Origin of the sequence: Actibacterium sp. MT2.3-13A (genome assembly GCF_018139985.1) — a bacterium.
Lineage (GTDB): Bacteria > Pseudomonadota > Alphaproteobacteria > Rhodobacterales > Rhodobacteraceae > JAGSOU01.
The window spans coordinates 91521-109222 of sequence record NZ_JAGSOU010000008.1; the positions used below are offsets into that span (position 1 = coordinate 91521).

The 17702-nt window shown below is 69.6% G+C and carries 18 protein-coding genes and 1 tRNA gene; 9 read left to right on the forward strand and 10 right to left on the reverse strand.

Going from position 1 to position 17702, the window contains the following annotated elements:
• On the reverse strand, positions 1-1200 hold the full coding sequence (locus KCI33_RS09175; RefSeq protein WP_212524487.1) for an aminotransferase class V-fold PLP-dependent enzyme: 1200 nt from the start codon (positions 1198-1200) through the stop codon (positions 1-3).
• A 123-nt stretch (positions 1201-1323) separates the two neighbouring features.
• On the opposite strand from KCI33_RS09175, the gene KCI33_RS09180 reads away from it, so the two are divergent.
• The 3 genes from KCI33_RS09180 to KCI33_RS09190 are packed head-to-tail and all read left to right on the forward strand — an operon-like array spanning position 1324 to position 4560.
• A complete protein-coding gene (locus tag KCI33_RS09180; RefSeq protein ID WP_212524488.1) occupies positions 1324-2013 on the forward strand; it encodes a tyrosine-protein phosphatase in 690 nt (229 codons plus the stop codon).
• Position 2014: 1 nt separating this feature from the next.
• Positions 2015-3766, forward strand: a complete 1752-nt coding sequence (locus KCI33_RS09185; RefSeq protein WP_212524489.1) for an ABC transporter ATP-binding protein — start codon at positions 2015-2017, stop codon at positions 3764-3766.
• A gap of 41 nt (positions 3767-3807) precedes the next feature.
• Positions 3808-4560, forward strand: a complete 753-nt coding sequence (locus KCI33_RS09190; protein ID WP_212524490.1) for a folate-binding protein YgfZ — start codon at positions 3808-3810, stop codon at positions 4558-4560.
• Here the strand turns inward: KCI33_RS09190 and KCI33_RS09195 are convergent.
• Positions 4557-5105: a pseudouridine synthase gene (locus KCI33_RS09195; RefSeq protein WP_212524491.1), complete on the reverse strand. Its 549-nt coding sequence runs from the start codon at positions 5103-5105 to the stop codon at positions 4557-4559. The genes KCI33_RS09190 and KCI33_RS09195 overlap by 4 nt on opposite strands.
• A 236-nt stretch (positions 5106-5341) precedes the next feature.
• Positions 5342-5905, reverse strand: a complete 564-nt coding sequence (gene efp, locus KCI33_RS09200; protein ID WP_212524492.1) for an elongation factor P — start codon at positions 5903-5905, stop codon at positions 5342-5344.
• 216 nt (positions 5906-6121) lie between these two features.
• Here efp and KCI33_RS09205 point away from each other — a divergent pair, with 216 nt between their 5' ends.
• Positions 6122-6439, forward strand: a complete 318-nt coding sequence (locus KCI33_RS09205; RefSeq protein ID WP_212524493.1) for a DUF6280 family protein — start codon at positions 6122-6124, stop codon at positions 6437-6439.
• Positions 6440-6535: 96 nt separating this feature from the next.
• Here KCI33_RS09205 and KCI33_RS09210 read toward each other — a convergent pair whose 3' ends face one another.
• The 3 genes from KCI33_RS09210 to KCI33_RS09220 all read right to left on the reverse strand — a co-directional run bounded on the left by KCI33_RS09210 (position 6536) and on the right by KCI33_RS09220 (position 9280).
• Positions 6536-7135: a hypothetical protein gene (locus tag KCI33_RS09210; protein ID WP_212524494.1), complete on the reverse strand. Its 600-nt coding sequence runs from the start codon at positions 7133-7135 to the stop codon at positions 6536-6538.
• Between the two features lie 67 nt (positions 7136-7202).
• Positions 7203-8537, reverse strand: coding sequence for a TolC family outer membrane protein (locus KCI33_RS09215; RefSeq protein ID WP_212524495.1), 1335 nt, complete (start codon positions 8535-8537; stop codon positions 7203-7205).
• Positions 8538-8626: 89 nt separating this feature from the next.
• Positions 8627-9280 carry a protein-L-isoaspartate O-methyltransferase gene (locus KCI33_RS09220; protein WP_212524496.1) on the reverse strand — a complete coding sequence of 218 codons (654 nt, stop codon included), beginning with the start codon at positions 9278-9280 and terminating at the stop codon, positions 8627-8629.
• A 131-nt stretch (positions 9281-9411) separates the two neighbouring features.
• Here KCI33_RS09220 and KCI33_RS09225 point away from each other — a divergent pair.
• Positions 9412-9485 (forward strand) — tRNA-Cys (locus KCI33_RS09225).
• A 123-nt stretch (positions 9486-9608) separates the two neighbouring features.
• On the opposite strand, the gene KCI33_RS09230 is transcribed toward KCI33_RS09225, so the two are convergent.
• Complete coding sequence (locus tag KCI33_RS09230; protein WP_212524497.1) at positions 9609-10688, reverse strand: isocitrate/isopropylmalate family dehydrogenase; 1080 nt, start codon at positions 10686-10688, stop codon at positions 9609-9611.
• A gap of 67 nt (positions 10689-10755) precedes the next feature.
• Entirely contained in the window at positions 10756-11817 is a 1062-nt protein-coding gene (locus tag KCI33_RS09235; protein WP_212524498.1) for an AbrB family transcriptional regulator, read from the reverse strand.
• A 104-nt stretch (positions 11818-11921) separates the two neighbouring features.
• Between KCI33_RS09235 and KCI33_RS09240 the strand changes: the two genes are divergently transcribed.
• Genes KCI33_RS09240 through tcuB form a run of 3 tightly spaced genes read left to right on the forward strand, consistent with a single transcriptional unit; the run spans position 11922 to position 15073 of the window.
• Positions 11922-12602: a GntR family transcriptional regulator gene (locus tag KCI33_RS09240; RefSeq protein WP_212524499.1), complete on the forward strand. Its 681-nt coding sequence runs from the start codon at positions 11922-11924 to the stop codon at positions 12600-12602.
• A gap of 19 nt (positions 12603-12621) precedes the next feature.
• Positions 12622-14025 (forward strand): FAD-dependent tricarballylate dehydrogenase TcuA, encoded by a 1404-nt coding sequence (tcuA, locus tag KCI33_RS09245; protein ID WP_349252195.1) that lies wholly within the window; start codon positions 12622-12624, stop codon positions 14023-14025.
• Positions 14015-15073, forward strand: a complete 1059-nt coding sequence (tcuB, locus tag KCI33_RS09250) for a tricarballylate utilization 4Fe-4S protein TcuB (protein ID WP_212524500.1) — start codon at positions 14015-14017, stop codon at positions 15071-15073. The genes tcuA and tcuB overlap by 11 nt, the downstream gene beginning before the upstream one ends.
• Positions 15074-15124: 51 nt before the next feature.
• Here tcuB and KCI33_RS09255 read toward each other — a convergent pair whose 3' ends face one another.
• On the reverse strand, positions 15125-15304 hold the full coding sequence (locus tag KCI33_RS09255; RefSeq protein WP_212524501.1) for a DUF2783 domain-containing protein: 180 nt from the start codon (positions 15302-15304) through the stop codon (positions 15125-15127).
• Between the two features lies 1 nt (position 15305).
• Entirely contained in the window at positions 15306-16922 is a 1617-nt protein-coding gene (locus KCI33_RS09260) for an FAD-dependent monooxygenase (protein WP_212524502.1), read from the reverse strand.
• A gap of 84 nt (positions 16923-17006) precedes the next feature.
• Between KCI33_RS09260 and KCI33_RS09265 the strand changes: the two genes are divergently transcribed.
• The gene (locus KCI33_RS09265; RefSeq protein ID WP_212524503.1) at positions 17007-17699 is read left to right on the forward strand and encodes a helix-turn-helix transcriptional regulator; all 693 of its coding nucleotides are present in this window, start codon (positions 17007-17009) and stop codon (positions 17697-17699) included.
• Positions 17700-17702: the final 3 nt, after the last annotated feature.

Sequence of the window (17702 nt, forward strand, 5' to 3'; positions counted from 1 at the left end):
CTATCCCTTTGCGACCACCGCGGCCGCCGCCTCCAGCGCGCCGGGCCCGTGCGGGATACCCAGCGCCTCAAGCCCGGCCTCGATCGTGCCCAGCACGCCCAGCACCATATGCGCGTTCACATGGCCCATGTGACCGATTCGGAAAAACCCGTGCCAGGCCGGATCGCCCGGAGGCGCCATGCCCAGCCCGATACCCAGCGTCACCCCGGCCTTCTCGCTCAGCCAGTCGCGCAGGGCGGTGCCGTTCGGCGCGCCGAGCCGCACCGCAGTGACCGAGTGGCTGCGGATCGACGGCTCGGCGATGTTCATCTCCATCGGGCCGCCCTGTCCCCAGGCCTCAAGCGCCGCCCAGATCGCCTGGGACAGCCGCGCGTGGCGTGCCCAGGCGGCCTCCAGCCCCTCTTCGTGCACCAGCATGTTCAACGCCTCGCGCAGCCCATAGAGGTGATGGGTCGGCGCGGTGCCGCCGAAATACTGGTAGAATTCCTGCGGGTTGGCGCGCGGCGTCCAGTCCCAGTATTGGCTGACCAGATCCATTCCCGCACGCGCCTCGGCCGCCTTGTCGTTGAAGAAGACGAAGCCCAGCCCCGGCGGCGTCATCAGCCCCTTCTGGCTGCCGGTCACCATCACGTCCACGCCCCAGTCGTCCATCTCGAAGCGGTCGCAGCCCAGCGAGGCGATGCAATCGACCATGTAGAGCGCCGGGTGCCCGGCCCTGTCGATCGCGGCGCGGATGGCGGCCACGTCGTTGCGCACCGAGGTGGAGGTGTCGGTCTGCACCGTCAGAACCGCCTTGAATTCATGCGCCTTGTCGGCGGCGAGCCGCTCCTCGACGCGGGTCACATCCACCGGCGCGCGCTTGCCGAAATCGAGGATCTCGACCTCCACGCCCATGCGCTGCGCGATCTCGGCCCAGCCGTGGCCGAAACGGCCGGTGGCCAGCACCAGCGCCTTGTCGCCGCGCGCCAGCGTGTTGGCCACCGCCGCCTCCCAGGCGCCGTGGCCGTTGGCGATGTAGATCGCGACATTGTGCCGGGTGCGGGCCACCGCCCTGAGGTCCGGAACCATGCCGTCGACCATGTCGACCAGCGCGCCGGCATAGATGTTCGGCGCCGGCCGGTGCATGGCCTGCAAGACGCGATCGGGCATGACGGAGGGGCCGGGAATGGCGAGGTAAGGGCGACCGTGGCTCAGCGGCATGACATTATCCTTTCACCGGAAAACAAGTTCGTGTAGGCCCGCCCCGCGCACCCGTCAATCGCTTGTCAGGGGCGCGCATTCGCGCTATGTCCCGCTTTTGTTCCGCACGCGCGCCAAGAGGCCATGTTCCAGCAGATCAAGACCCGTCTGAACGACGCCGAGCGCGACTTTCGCGCCGCCATGCCGCACCGTTTCGCCACCCCCGCCGGGCGGCGGGCGGCGTTCTGGCATTTCCACCTGATGGACCACGCCTTCCTGCGCGTCTGGTGGACCAACATGGCCGAGATCGTGCCGGGCGTGTGGCGCTCGAACCAGCCCTCGCCGAAACGGCTGGCGCGCTATAAGGCGATGGGGATCAAGACCATCGTCTCGCTGCGCGGCGACAACCTCAACAGCCATTACCTGTTCGAGGAGGAGGCCTGCCGCGCGCTGGGTCTGGAGCTGAAGGTCGCCTCGATCCAGGCGCGCAAGGCGCCCCGGCGCGAAAAGCTGCTGCACCTGCTGGAGGTGCTGGAAAACACCGAGCGCCCCTTTCTGATCCACTGCAAATCCGGGGCCGACCGGGCCGGGCTCGCCTCCGCGCTCTACCTCATGCATGTCGAGGGGCGCCCGGTGGAGGAGGCGATGCGACAGCTTTCGTTCCGCCACCTTCACCTGAAATCGACCGCCACCGGCATTCTCGACCACATCCTCGACAGCTATGCCGCCGACAACGCGGAATCGCCGATGCCGGTCAGAGAGTGGATCGGGACCCGCTATGACCGCGACGCGATGACCGCCTCCTTCGCGCGCAAGCGCGGCAAGAGGGCGTAAGATGCCCGCCCCGGCCAAACAGGGCCTCGTGGCCTGGCTCTGGCAGGACTACCTGAAACGTCACCTGCCCGTCATCCTGTTCGCGATGGCGCTGATGACCGTCGAGGGCGCGATGCTGGGGCTGCTCAGCTTCATGATCGAGCCGATGTTCGATGATGTGTTCGTTTCGGGGGACCGGGGCGCCATTCCGCTGATCGCAGGTGGGATTTTTGCAATTTTCACCGCCCGCGCCCTGTCCGGCTTCGGGCAGAGGGTGATGATGGCGCGGGTCGGGCAGAAGGTCTCCGCCGCGCTCCAGCACGATCTGGTCGGTCACATGCTGGGGCTCGACAGCCTTTGGTTCCAGAAGACCCCGCCCGGCAACCTGATCGAGCGGGTGCGCGGCGACACGCTGGTCGCCTCGACCATCTGGTCCACGGTTCTGGCCGCCGCCGGGCGCGACCTGGTGGCGCTGGTGTCGCTATTCGTGGTGGCGCTGTCGATCGACTGGCTCTGGACGCTGATCGCGGTGGCCGGCGTGCCGCTGCTGCTGCTGCCCATCATGGGGCTGCAACGGCTGGTGCGCCGCACCACCCGCGCCGCCCGCGCCGCCGCCGCCCTGATCTCGACCCGGCTGGACGAGATCTTTCACGGCGTCACCACGATCAAACTCAACCGCCTGGAAACGCACGAAAACGACCGTTTCGGCCGCACCGTGGACGGCTTCGTGCGCGCCCAGATCCGCTCGGAGGCCGGGCAGGCCGGCATCCCCGCGCTGATGGACATCGTGGCCGCTCTCGGGTTTCTCGGCGTGCTCTACTACGGCGGGCTGCAGATCATCGACGGCGAGAAGACGGTGGGCGAGTTCATGAGCTTCTTCACCGCCATGGCGCTGGTGTTCGAACCGCTGCGCAAGCTGGGCAATGTCACCGGCGCCTGGCAGGCGGCGCTGGCCAGCCTCGAACGGCTCCATTCGGTGTTCGAGGAACAGCCCACCATCCTGTCCCCCGCCCGCTCACGCAGCCTGAGCTGCGCGCCGGAAGCGGCTGATATCACTCTCGAAAACGTTCATCTTTCCTATGAGGACACGGCCGTTCTGAACGGGCTCAGCCTGACCGCGAAGGCGGGCCAGATGACCGCGCTGGTCGGCCCCTCGGGCGCGGGCAAGAGCACCGTGTTCAACCTGCTGACCCGGCTGGTGGAGCCGCAGCAGGGCCAGGTCACGCTGGGCGGCACGCCGATCGACCAGATGGCCCTGCCCGAGCTGCGCCGCAATTTCGCGGTGGTCAGCCAGGACGCGCATCTCTTCGACGAGACCCTGCGCGACAACATCCTGCTGGGCCGCACCGACATCCCCGAGGCGCGTCTGCAAGAGGTGCTCAGCGCCGCCCATATCACCGATTTCCTGTCCGGCCTGCCCAACGGGCTGGACAGCCCCGCCGGCCCGCGCGGCACCAACCTGTCGGGCGGGCAGCGCCAGCGCGTCGCAATCGCCCGCGCGCTGCTGCGCGACGCGCCGATCCTGCTGCTGGACGAGGCCACCTCGGCGCTGGACGCGAAATCCGAGCAGGTGGTTCAGGAGGCGCTGGAGCGGCTGTCCAAGACCCGCACCACGCTGGTCATCGCGCATCGCCTGTCCACCGTCCGCAATGCCGACCGGATCATCGTGATGGACAAGGGCCGGGTCGCCGAGCAGGGCAGCCATGACGAGCTGATCGCCAAGGGCGGGCTCTATTCCGGGCTCTACCAGCTGCAATTCGCATCCGGCGCCTGAGCGCCTATATTCCCCCGTAGACACCAGCGAACGGAGCCCCCATGCCAGGCGAACGCATCCCCGGCCGCGCGATCTTCGAGATCACCGGCGCCGACCGCTTCGATTTCCTGCAAGGCTTGGTCACCAACCAGGTGCCGCGGGACGAGGGTCGCCTGACCTATGCCGCCCTGCTGACCCCGCAGGGCAAATACATCGCCGATTTCTTCCTGACCGTGCGCGGCGAGGCTGTCCTGCTGGACGTGGCCGGCGCGCTGGCGCCCACGCTGGCCCAGCGGCTGAACATGTACAAGCTGCGCGCCGATGTGCAGATCGCCCCCAGCGCCCTGCATGCCTCCCGCGGCACCGGCCCCGCCCCGCAGGGTGCCCTGCCCGACCCGCGTCACGAGGCGCTGGGATGGCGGCTCTATTCCGAGGAGGAGGGCGGCGAGCCGCGGACCGACTGGACCGCGCTCAGGGTCGCGCATTGCATCCCCGAAACGGGGATCGAGCTGACGCCCGAGACCTATATCCTTGAGGCCGGGTTCGAGCGCCTGCACGGCGTCGACTTCAAGAAGGGCTGCTATGTCGGCCAGGAGGTCACCGCCCGGATGAAGCACAAGACCGAGCTGCGCAAGGGGCTGGCCCGCGTGCGGGTCGAGGGCGCGCCAGAACCGGGCGCCGAGATCACCACCGCCGATGGCAGGCCGGCGGGCATCCTGCACAGCCGCGCGGGCGACCGCGCCATCGCCTATCTGCGCTTCGACCGGGCCGAGGGCGAGATGCGCGCGGGCGAGGCCAGGATCACACGCCTTTAGGCATCGCGCCATTCGCCCGGGGCCAGCCCCTCGATCGACCAGGGGCCGACGCGACAGCGGATCAACCGCAGCGTGGGGTGGCCCACCGCGGCCGTCATCCGCCGCACCTGGCGGTTGCGCCCCTCGCGGATGGTCAGCTCAAGCCAGCTGTCGGGCACCGTCTTGCGGAAGCGCACCGGGGGATTGCGCGGCCAGAGCCCGGGCGGCGCGTCGATCCGGCGGACCTGCGCGGGGCGCGTTCGCCCGTCCTTCAGCTCCACCCCCTCGCGCAGCGCCTGAAGCGCCCCCTCCGAGGGGATGCCCTCGACCTGAACCCAATAGGTCTTGGCCATCTTGTGTTTCGGATCGGCGATGCGGGCCTGCAGCCGCCCGTCGTCGGTCAGCAGCAGGAGCCCCTCGCTGTCGCGGTCGAGGCGGCCCGCGGCATAGACCCCGGGGACGTCGATGAAATCCGACAGGGTCTGCCGGTCCGACCCCGCGTGGCCCTTGTCGGTGAACTGCGACAGCACGTTGAAGGGCTTGTTGAAGATCAGGGTCCGGGACATGGGCGCTCCATCGCGTTGGGGACGAGAGTGCGGCACGGGCGCGGCGCGGGCAAGCCCGCCGGGAGGACGATGGGGCGGCGCGCCTTCGGCGCGTGACCTTTGCCTCGCGGCCGCCCTGCGGGCGCCCGCTCAGGCGCCTCCGGCGGGAGTATTTGGGCCAAGAAGAGGGGTATGGCCGAAACAGGACGGGGCAGCGTCAGGCTGCCCCGTCTCGAGCCTCGGACCGGCGGCGCGCGTCAGGCGCGCTCGGAATATTCCATGGTTTCGGTGTTGACCACGATGGCCTCGCCCTGGCCGACGAAGGGCGGAACCATGACCTTGACGCCATTGTCGAGGATCGCCGGCTTGAAGGAGTTGGCGGCGGTCTGGCCCTTCACCACCGGCTCGGTTTCGGCGATGGTGCAGGTGACCTTCTGCGGCAGCGTGGCGTTCAGCGCCTCGTTCTCGTAGAACTCGACCAGGATGGTCATGCCGTCCTGCAGGAAGGGGCGGCGCTCGCCCAGCAGGTCGGCGGGCAGTTCGACCTGATCGTAGGTCTCGGTATCCATGAAGACCAGCATGCCGTCGGTTTCATAGAGGAACTGCATGTCCTTCTGCTCAAGCCGGACGCGCTCGACCTTGTCGGCGCTGCGGAAACGTTCGTTCAGCTTGGAGCCGTTGCGCAGGTTGCGCAGTTCCACCTGGGCAAAGGCGCCGCCCTTGCCGGGTTTGACATGATCCACCTTCACCGCGGCCCACAGGCCGCCATTGTGTTCCAGCACGTTGCCGGGGCGGATTTCGTTACCGTTGATCTTGGGCATGGGACAAAACCTTGAAGAAAGCTTGATCGAGCGTTGGCCGCACCTATATCTGGTCGGTCCGGGTGAGGCAAGACGACGAAATACGGTGTGCGCGCGGGGCGACCCATGCAAGGAATGCATAGAAGCCATTCCAAATGGGAAATACCGAATCGCCCCGAAAAGGTCGTATTCAGCTCCACGCCCGAAATTCAAGAGCAAGAATATAAGGACGACGACATGGTCGATTTCGTTGATGGCACCGCTTTCAACCACGAGCAAGGGAACCGTGCGCGCAAGCTGTTTGCCGCGGTTGTCCTGGCTGCGTTGGATGACGCGATCGCCGACGACAAGAAATACGGCAACGGCCCCGAGCAGATCGCCCGCTGGGCGCGCTCTCGCGATGGTCGCGAAGTTCTGTCCTGTGCCGGCATCGACCCCAACGAGCGGGTCGTGTCCGGGCTGATGGAATTCGTGGCCAAGGGCGTCCGCACCTCTGTCGCGCTGTCGCGCGAAGAGAGCGAGCGCCGGCAAGTGCAGCAAGCCGAAGCTGCCTGAGCCAGCCGCTGCCTCAACAAAAAAGACGCGCCTCTCGTGGCGCGTCTTTTTTTGTCCGCTGTTGCCCTCTGCGCCCCGCCTGGGCGCGCGGAGGGATCACTCCAGGTCGCGGGAGGCGAGCGCGCGGTTGATCTCCTGGCGCACCAGTTTGCGCACGTTGCGGGTGATGCGCGCGCCCAGCGCCCCCTGAAGTTCCTGCCGCACGAGCGCGGCGACCAGATCGCGCAGGGCCTCCTCGTCGAGGACGGTGTCCCCGTCGTCGGCGGCCTCGGGGCGGCCGTCCTGGGCGTCGTCTTCGGTCGGGCCGCGCCGCGCCCTGAGCCGTTCCAGCGGCACCTCGTCGAGGTCGATCTCGCTGCCGTCCGGCTCCCAGTCCTCGTCGGCTTCGGCCACCGCGGCCTCAAGCTCGGCGATGCGCTCCTCCAGGGAGATGTCGTCCCAGGGGTCGGCGGCAGCTGCGCCGGAGGCCTCCGCGCCGTGTTCCGCCCCGTCGACGGATTCCGGCGCCGTCGGTTCGGCGGCGGCCGCGTCGACGACACGGAAGGCCGGGGTCAGCACCAGCTTGCCGGGCTGGCCCGCGGAGGCAGGCGCGGGCGCGGCGGCCGGCATCGGGCGCGGTCTCGGCTCTTCCGACACGAGGCGGCGAATCGACGACAGAACGTCCTCGATATCTTCGGTCTTCACGGGGTCGGACATGGCGGCCTCATCTGAACAACACAGGTATGGTAGCGCGGGCCGCGGCCTCACACAACGACTTGGGTGCTTACTGGGTCTTGCCCAGGCTTTTCAGCACGCGATCCAGTTGCGCGCCGCGCGGGCTGAGCGGCGCCGATTTGACCGTGTTGTAATAGGCTTCGGGATCGTAGGTGGCGATGCCCAGCTTCAGGTGATCCACCGTCAGCAGCCCCATGGCGGCCAGCACCGAATAGACGGCGATATACTGGTTGGCCTCGGCCTCGATCCGGGCGGCGCGGGCATCGAGCAGGTCCTGCTCGGCGTCGAGCACGTCCAGCGTGGTGCGCGAACCCAGCTTGGCCTCCTCCTTGGTGCCCTCGAAGGCGAGCTGCGCGGCGCGGATCTGCTCGTCGCTGGCCGCGATCTGCGCGCGGGCGACGGCAAGGGTGGCCCAGGCATTGGCGACCGCCTGGTCGATCAGGCGCACGGTCTGGTGCAGGCGCGAGCGCGATGCCTCGCGGTTGTTCACCGCCTGGCGCTCAAGCGAGATCAGCCGCCCGCCCTGGTAGATCGGCTGGGTCAGCTGCAGCGACAGCGACGAGGTGTCATTGCCGTGGTCGTCGACGCTGAGATCGACGCCCGCGCTGATCGAGGGGCGGCGCGCGGCCTTGGCGCGGGCGACGTTGAGCTCGGCAAAGGTCACGTTGTGCTGCGACGCGATGATGTCGGGGTGGCCGCGCAGGGCGATGTCGCGCGCAGCCTTCAGCGAGGCGGGCAGTTTCGGCATGCGCGGCGCGCCGGCGATGGTACCCGGATAGCGGCCCACGGCCAGCTTGAACGCCTCGCGCGCGGTGGCCAGGTTGCCTTCGGCGGCGACCAGGCCGCTGCGCGACGCGGCCAGCGCGGCCTCGGCGATCGAGACGTCGGTGCGGGTGACCTCGCCGACCTCGAACCGGTCGCGGGCGGCGCGCAGTTCCTGCTGGATCAGGCGCACGTTGCTCTGGCTGAGCAGCACGTTTTCCATCGCGCTGCGCATCCGCATGTGTGCCTGCACCGCGCCCAGCAGCACGTCCTGCTCCAGGCCCAGAAGCTCGGCGCGGGTGCCCAGAACCGCCTCCTTGGCGGCCTCGATGCCCAGCTTGTTGGCGCCGCCCTCGTAGAGCGACAGGCTGACCGACAGGCTCAGCGAGGCCGAGCTGCCCGAGGTGCGGGCGTTGTTTTCCACATGCGAGCCGCGCGCCACGAAGCTGATCACCGGGCGCAGGGTCGAGACCGCCTGGGCCACGTCCTCGTCGGCGGCGCGCAGAAGGGCGCGATTCTGTTCCAGCAGGTCGCTGTTCTGATAGGCCGAAACCAGCGTGTCGGTCAGGGTTTCGGCCCCGGCCGCCCCGCCCAGCAGCCCCACCGCCAAGACCCCTGCCATTGCGTTTCGGAAAATGTGGCCCATCGGTTCTTGTCCCTGCCCGGCGTTATCATGCGGGGCCCGCCGCCAGGGGCGCGGACCCGGATCTGTCACAATGTGAAGGCGCGCTGCCGCTCGAATCCCGGCAGGACCGGCGCGCCGGCATTGAAGGCGACCCGCCAGGAGACCACACCGTCCAGCTTGTAGCCGATGCGGCAGGCGCCCAGCGCACCCTCCATGAACAGGGCGGCGATGCGGCCGCCCTCCTTCACCTGGTCCAGCACGGCCTGCGGCATGTGCTCGGCCGCGCCCTGCAGAACGATCACGTCATAGGGGCCGTGCCGGGCCGCGCCCTCGGCCAGCGGACCCTCGATCACGGCGGCGTTGTCGACGCCCTGCTGCGAGAGGGTGGCCTGCGCCTCGGCGGCCATCTCGGCGTTTTCCTCGACGCCGACCACGGCCTCGGCCAGCCGCGCGATCACCGCGGTGGAATAGCCCAGCCCGCAGCCCAGATCGAGCACCAGCTCGTCGGGCTGGATGTCGAGCGCGTCGAGCATCTTGGCAAGCGTGCGCGGCTCCAGCATGACGCGGCCCCCGCCGAGTTCCAGGTTGTTGCCGACATAGGCCGCCTCGCGCCGGGCCGCGGGAACGTAGGATTCGCGCGGCACGGAGAGCATGGCCTCGATGATCGGGAATTTGGTGACGTCGGAGGGGCGGACCTGGGTGTCCACCATGGTCCGGCGGCGAGCGGCGTAATCTGGCATAGGACTAAACTCTTTGGTCTAGTTTCGGTCCCTTCTGTCATGCCACAGAAACCGGGACACGGCAACACGTCGGAAACCGTCCGGAACCGCTTGCGCCCGGATTCTCCATGCGCTATGCCCTGCAACACTCTGGCGAGTTGGCGGAGTGGTTACGCAGCGGATTGCAAATCCGTGCACACCGGTTCGATTCCGGTACTCGCCTCCAGACACCCCCTGACAATTCACCGGGCTCGGCGCCGCCAAAGGCGACCCGGCCCAGCGCGCGCAGCGCCGTGCGGCGCGAGTCGCGGCGGCTCCGTCCGCTACGGACGCGGGCGCGCGCCTGCTGTCACGTCTCCAGCGCGCGCAGCACAGCTTGCGTGAAACCCGTGGTCCCGAGCGTGCCGCCAAGGTCGGCGGTGCGGGTGTCGGGGTCGCCCGCGGCGCGTTCCACCGCCCGCCGGATCCGGGCGGCGGCGGCGTCGAAGGCCCCTGCCCCGCGGCGCTGGCCGATCCAGTCCAGCAGCATCGCGGCCGAGCAGATCAGCGAGGCCGGGTTGGCGCGGTCCTGCCCGGCGAGATCCGGCGCGGAGCCGTGCTGCGCCTGCGCGACCGCGTGCTCCGCGCCTTCGTTCAGCGACGCGGCGAGGCCGAGGCTGCCGGAGATCTCGCTCGCCTCGTCGGACAGGATGTCGCCATACATGTTGGTGGTCACGATCACGTCGAAGACGCTGGCGTCCCGGATCAGCAGGGCTGCCATGGCGTCGATGATCTTCTCGTCGTATTGCACCTGCGGATAGCGCGCGGCAACGGCCCGGGTGCACTCCAGAAACAGTCCGTCCGACAGGCGCAGCACGTTGGCCTTGTGCACCGCCGTCACCTTGCGCCGGCGGGTCATGGCCAGGGCGAAGGCCCGCTCCGCGATCCGCATGCAGGCGTGGCGGGTGATCTTGCGCGTGGCCAGCGCCACGTCCGGGGTCGGCATCATCTCGCCGCAGCCGGCATGCATGTTGCGGTCGGCGTAGAAGCCTTCGGTGTTCTCGCGCACGACGACGAGGTCCACGTCGCGCCCGCAGCGCGGCGGTAGCCCGGGCACGGTGCGCGCGGGGCGGATGTTGGCATAGAGGTCGAGGCGCTTGCGCAGCTCGCCCGAGGGGTTGAGCCCGCCCGCCTCCCGCGGCGGGTAGTCGTTGTGCGACACCGGACCGAGGATGGCGCCGTCGGCGCCGTGCGCCGCCTCGAACACCGCGTCGGGAAAGGTGGTGCCGCTCCGCGCCAGCGCCGCGAAGCCGATCTCCTGCGTGTCGAAGGTGAGCGTCAGGCCATCAGCGCGGGCGGCCGCCCGCAGCACGTCGAGCGTGGCGCGGGTGATCTCCGGTCCGATTCCGTCACCGGGAAGAACCACAAGGCGGGCTGCAAGATCGGGCATTTGGGAACCTTTCCTCATCCACTCTGTTTCGCAATCGGGCGGGCCGCCGTGCCGGCGCGGGCGGCGGTCACCGCCGGTCCTCCCCCGCGGTCATCCGCCGCCGCAGCCCCAACAGCCGCGACGCCACCGGCGCGCCGGTGATGACGAGGATGATCCGCATCAGGTGATGCACGATGACGAAGCCGAGGTCGGCGCCGGTGACGATGGCGAGGATGGTCATCTCGGCCTGCCCGCCCGGCGCGAAGGCGAGGAAGGCCTCGACCGGCGGGGCGAGGCCGGCGAAGGTCACGACCTCGGTCAGGGCCGCCGACAGCGCCGCCAGGATCAGCACGAAGGCGATCCCCGACAGCACGTCGCGCCGCAGTTCCTGGAGCGTCACCCCGACGTAATAGACCCCGATCCCGGTGCCGACGAAGAACTGCGCCGCCACGATCGCCTCGGCGGGCGGGCGGTGATGCACCAGCCCGGCAAGCGACAGCACCGCCGTCACCAGCATCGGCCCCAGGATCGAGGCGCCGAACAGCCCGATCCGCTCGCCGCCGCGCCAGCCGAGGAAGGCGGCCCCGGCCATCAGCGCCAGTTCGGCGAGCGGCAGCTCGGCCGCGGGCGCGCCGATCGGGTTGGACAGCGACACCCCGAAGACCGTGGTCAGCAGGATCGGCGCCAGCGTCACCAGGATCAGCACCCGCGTCGCGTGGATCAGCGACAGCGCGCGCACGTCGCCGCCCGCCTCCTGCCCGAAGATCACCATGTCCTGCAGCCCGCCCGGCATCGCCGCGTAATAGGCGGTGATCCGGTCGAAGCCGCAGACCCGCGTGAAAAAGGGCACGCCCAGCCCGGCGATGACCAGCACATAGAGCGGCACCAGCGCCAGCGACATCGCCATCTGCGGCAGCTGCGCCACCACCGCCGGCGTGACCGAGGCGCCCACCGCGACGCCGAGAATCGTGCGCGCCGCGACCGAGACCTGTCCGAAGCCGCGCAGCCGCAGCCCCGCCAGCGCCGCCAGAAGGCAGCCGGTCATCGGCCCGAAGAGAAAGGGCAGCGGCAGCTCCAGCAGCCAGAACACCGCGGTTCCCAGCACCGTGGAGATGATCGTCTTCAGCCAGGCTGAGGCATGTTCGGGCATGGCGGCTCCCCGGGTGCGCCGCGCCGGGTCGGAGCGCGGATTGACAGCATTGCATCCATTTGAATACAACTGGATACAATATTGCAACCACGAAGAGGCGCAACGTGCCGGACGACACCACTTCGCGCGGCGAGACCTCGCAGGGCCAGGGCGCCTATGCCCGGCTGCTGGAGGAGATCCGCAGCGGCGCCCTGAGGCCCGGCGACAGGCTGACCGAGACCGAGCTGGCCAAGCGGCTGCAGATCAGCCGCACGCCGGTGCGCGAGGCGATCCGCCAGCTTGAGGCAGACGGGCTGGTAACCCATGTCCCGCGCGTCGGCGCCACGATCCGGACGCTGGGCTATTCCGAGGTGATGGAGCTTTACGAGATGCGCGCGGTCCTCGAGGCGACCGCCGCCGGCATGGCCGCGCGCAGCGCCTCGGAGATCGAGATCGCCGAGCTGGAGGCGATCAACGCCGAGATGGCCGGCGCGCGCGATGACGGCGCCCGGCTCTACGCGCTGAACCGCCAGTTCCACCTGACGCTTCTGGACGCCGCCAAGAACCGCTTTCTGGTGAAATCCATGAACGCGCTGCAGAAGACGCTGCTGATACTCGGCCCCTCGACGCTGGAGGAGGCGGCCCGCGCCGAGGAGGCTCTGGCCGAACATGCCGCCGTGATCGCCGCGCTCAAGGCCCGCGACGCCGCCACCGCCGAGGCGACCATGCGCCGCCATATCGAGGCCGCGCACCGGCTGCGCCTGCGGCAGCTGCGCGACCGCGCCCGCCCCATCGAATCCGACTGAGACAAGGAAGGTCCACCCCGTGTCCGATATCGAAGAACTGTCCCGCCAGGTCTGGGACGTGATCGTCGTGGGCGGCGGCAACGCCGCCCTCTGCGCCGCGATCAGCGCCGCCGAAACCGGCGCCAGGGTCGTCGTGCTGGAAGGCGCGCCGAAACCCTATCGCGGCGGCAACAGCCGCCACACCCGCAACTTCCGCTGCATGCATCGCGGCCCGCTATCGGTGCTGACCGATGCCTATGGGGAAGACGAGTATTTCGACGACCTGATGCGCGTCACCAAGGGCGAGACCGACGAGGGCCTCGCCCGCCTCGCCATCCGCAGCTCGGAAGAGTGCCTGCCGTGGATGGAGGCGCATGGCGTGCGCTTCCAGCCCTCGCTGTCGGGCACGCTGAGTCTGTCGCGCACCAACGCCTTCTTCCTCGGCGGCGGCAAGGCGCTGGTGAACGCCTATTACAACACCGCCGAGGATCTCGGCGTCACCGTCGCCTACGAGGCGCAGGTCACCCATGTGGAGGTCGAGGACGGCCGCTTCACCGGCTTGCAGGTCGAGACCCCCGCCGGCGCCGCGCGGATCGAGGGGCGCGCGGTGGTGCTGGCCTCGGGCGGGTTCCAGTCGGACGTGGACTGGCTGGCCCGCGCCTGGGGGCCGGCGGCGCGCAACTTCCTGATCCGCGGCACGCCCTACAACCGCGGCGTGGTGCTCAGGGACATGCTGGACCAGGGCGCCGAAAGCGTCGGCGACCCGACCCAGTGCCACGCCGTCGCCATCGACGGCCGCGCCCCGAAATTCGACGGCGGCATCGTCACCCGGCTCGATTGCGTGCCCTTCTCCATCGTGGTCAACCGCGACGCCCAGCGCTTCTACGACGAGGGCGAGGATGTCTGGCCCAAGCGCTACGCCATCTGGGGGCGCCTCGTGGCGGCGCAGCCCGACCAGGTCGCCTATTCGATCATCGACGCGAAAAGCATCGATCTGTTCATGCCCTCGGTCTTTCCGCCGGTGAAGGCCGATACGATCCCCGATCTCGCGCGCCAGCTCGGCCTGCCCGAAGAGGCGCTGACGCAGACCGTCGAGCGCTTCAACGCCGCCTGCCGGCCGGGCGATTTCCACCCCACCGAGCTCGACGCGCTGGCCACCGAGGGGATCGCCCCGGCCAAGACCAACTGGGCCCGCCCGATCGACACCCCGCCCTACTACGGCTACAGCCTGCGGCCCGGCGTCACCTTCACCTATCTCGGCCTCAAGGTCGACGAGACCGCCCGCGCGCAGGGGCCCGACGGCCCCTATGCCAATATCTGGGCCGCCGGCGAGATCATGGCCGGCAGCATCCTCGGCCAGGGCTATCTCGCCGGCTTCGGCATGACCATCGGAACCGTCTTCGGACGCATCGCAGGACAGGAGGCCGCCGCCCATGTCGCTTGACACCATCCAGGAAGCCCGCCGCCAGGTCGAGATCTGCAACGCCTGCCGCTATTGCGAGGGCTATTGCGCCGTGTTCCCGGCGATCACGCGGCAGAAGGCATTCGCCGACGCCGACATCACCCAGCTGGCGAACCTGTGCCACAACTGCCGCGGCTGCTACTACGCCTGCCAATATACCGAACCGCACGAATTTGCCCTGAACCTGCCCGCCGTGCTGGCGGAGGTCCGCGCCGACAGCTGGCAGGACCACGCCTGGCCGCGCGGCTTCGCCGGGCTGTTCCAGAAAAGCGGCGCCGCGATCGCGGTGGCGCTGGCGCTGGCCGTGGCCGCGATCCTCTACCTGGCGCAGGCGTTGCGCCCGGAGGAGGGCCTGGGGTTTTACGCGGTGCTCTCGCATGGCGCGATGGTGGCGATCTTCGCCCCGGCCTTCCTGTTTCCGCTGGCCGCGATCGCCCTGTCGCTGCGCGGCTACTGGCGCGCGGTGGGCGGCGCGCCGCTGCGCGCGGCGCATCTGATCGCGGCGCTGGGCGACGCGGCGAAACTGCGCAACCTCTCCGGCGGTCAGGGTCAGGGCTGCAATTTCGAGCAGGAGGACCGTTTCTCCGACGCCCGGCGCCGGCTGCACCAGGCGGTGCTCTACGGCTTCCTGCTGTGCTTCGCGGCGACCTCGGCTGGGACGGTGATGCATTACGCGCTGGGGTGGGAGGCGCCCTATGGCCTGTTCACCCCGCCCAAGCTGCTGGGCGTGCCGGGCGGCATGCTGCTGGCGGCGGGCGCGCTGGGGCTGGCCTGGCTCAAGACCCGCGCCGACCGGGCGCTGGGCGCGGCGCGGCTGTGGGGCGGCGAGATGGCCTTCGTGCTGATGCTGGCGCTGGTGGCTCTGACGGGCCTCGCCCTCTATGCAGCGACCGGCACCGTGCTGGTCCCGGCCCTGACCGCGCTGCACCTGGGCTTCGTCCTCGGCTTCTTCCTGATGACGCCCTATTCCAAGATGGTGCACGGCTTCTACCGTCTCGCCGCGCTGGCGCGCGACGCGCAGGGAAAGTAAGCGTCGCCGCGGGGCGGCCCCGGCCAGTGCCGCCGGGGCCGCCCCGCGGCGTCAGTCCTCCAGGTGGCGCCGGGCCTCAGCGATGCAGTCCAGCACCGCCGTCGCATCGCCCAGCCGCCGCGACAAAAGCAGCGCCAGCTTGGCCAGGAACAGCTCGGATTTCCCCGCGCCCGCGCCGTCGATCGCGGCGGCGAGCGCGTCGTAGACGGTTTCAATCTCTGCCTGGGTCATGTCAGTCTCCGCTCTTGCAGATGGCCGCGCGGTAGGCGGCGATCACGTCCTCGGCGCGGGCGTCGTGCCAGCGCGCCGCGATGTAGAGATCGGGACGCAGCAGATAGGCGCTGCCCGGCCCCGCCGCCAGCCGCCGCGCTGCGGCTGAGCCGGGCTCCAGCACCATCGCCTGCATCCCCGCCTCGCCCGCCAGCGCGCGGGACAACCCCGCGTCGAAGCACAGCAGGGTGAAACCCGGCCCCAGCCGGTCGCTGAGATGCCCGTCCCCGACCCGCGCGTCCGGCAGCACGTCGCCCGCCGACGGCCCGCCCGCGAAACCGGGATCGTCGGCGCGCACCACCGGGCTTCGGGCGTAGACATAGGGGGTCATCTGGCGCGGATTGGCCAGTTGGCCGGCGAATTCGTGGTCCAGCGCCAGCGACAGCGCCGCATCGCGCATCACCCGCCAGCCGTGGCTGGGCGGCGTCATGAAGCGCGCGCTTTTCGAGGCGTTGGCGAAGACGTCCAGCGTCGCCCCGCGCCGCTCGGGCGTGTAGCTGTCGAGCAGCGCCGGGCCGGCGCGGCCGGTCAGCACCCAGCCCAGCTTCCAGCCGATATTCATCGCGTCGGCCAGCCCGTTGTTCAGCCCGCGCACCCCGAAGATCGGCACGACATGGGCGCTGTCCCCCACGAAGAAGACCCGCCCGTCGCGGTAATCGTCGAGCGCCAGCGTGTTGGCCGAATAGACTGACCACCATTCCAGCTCCCACGGGCCTTCGTGGCCGATGTCCTTCAGCACGGCGGCCACGCTGTCGCGGACCACGTCTTCGCGGGTGGCCTCTTCGGCGTCCTCGCCCTCGGCGAGCTGGTAGTCGATGCGCCAGATATTGTCGGGCTGGCGGTGGATCAGAACGGTGCCGCCGCGCCGGCAATCGGGATCGAACAGCGCGCGGCGGATGGTGGGGTAGTCATGCTCCATCTGAACGTCGGCGATGACATAGCGGCCCTCGAAATTCTCGCCCTTCAGGCGCAGGCCGCGCATCCCGCGCACCGCGCTGCGCGCACCGTCGCAGGCCAGCACCCAATCCGCCGGGATGGTGTAGCAGCCCTGCGGGTCGCGCACCGTGACCGCGACGCCGCCCTCGCGATCGGCCACCCCCGTCACCTCGGACTGCCAGCGCGCGTCGATCAGATCGCACCCGGCCACCGCCTGCCACAGGAAGGCCTCGATATATTGCTGTTCGAGGTTGTACATGGGGCGGAATTTCTCATCCGCGCTGTCGGGCATCTCGAATTCGAGGATCTGCCGCCCGCGGTAGAAGGACCGCCCCGTCGTCCAGCCCAGCGCCTTGTCGAGGAAGGGCCCCACAACGCCCAGACGGTCGAGAATCTGGAAGCTGGAGCGCGAGACGCAGATCGCCCGGCTGCCGTCGTTGAAGGTGGATTTGTCGTCGAGCAGCACGCTCGCCACCCCCTCGCGCGCCAGTGCCAGCGCCGCGGTCATGCCCACCGGGCCCGCGCCCACGATCACCGCCCTGGCCGGCGCGTCCAGCGCCGCCCGCGCCGCGCCCTGCGGCGGGTCGAAACGGGGATAGTCGAAATAGAGCGACTCGGTCGCGCCTTTTCCGGCCGGTCTCATCGGTGTCATCCCTCCCTTTGCGTGACGGCGTTCACACTAGGGCGCGCGGGTGCTAGCGTCTGTCCACCTTTTTGGGGGACAGGGATGGCGACACCGGTCCAGCGCATCGACACCTGCCTCGCCCGGCTGGGGCGGGAGGATTTCGTTCTGGCCTTTCTCGACCTCGCTCGGCTGACCGGCGCGGGCCAGGTGATGGTGTTCTCCTACGACGGCGATGCGGCAAGCTGCCTGGTCTCGCGCAACTTCGCCCATTCCGCGCTGGGGGAGGAACTGGCGGGGCTCTATCTGGACGGCTGGTTCCGCCAGGACCCGCTCTGGCCCGAGATCCTGGCCCTGCCGCCCGGCGCGGTGCGGCTGCGGCAGATCGGGCGCCGGGCCGGGGCCATGTCCGCCGACTACCGCCGGATCTTCTTCGACGCGCCGGGGCTGGCGGGCAAACGGGCGGTGCTGGCCTGCGGAGAGCGCTGCCGGCTGATCGTGAACCTCTACCGCCCGGCCGCGGGCGGCGGGCCCGGCGAGCCGGGGCTGGAGCCGCTGCTGGGCCGCCTCGCCTGTCTGCATTTCGACCGGGTGACAGGCTTCGCCTTTCCGCCGCCGCTGGCGGCGCTGTCGTCGCGCGAGCGCGAGGTCTGCCTCGGCATCCTCGCCGGAAAGAAGACCGAGGCGATCGCGGGCGAGATGGGCGTCGCGCCCTCCAGCGTAGTGACCTTCCGCCGCCGCGCCTATGCCAAGCTGGGGATCTCGTCGCGCGGCGCTCTGTTCCAGCTCTGCCGCTGACGC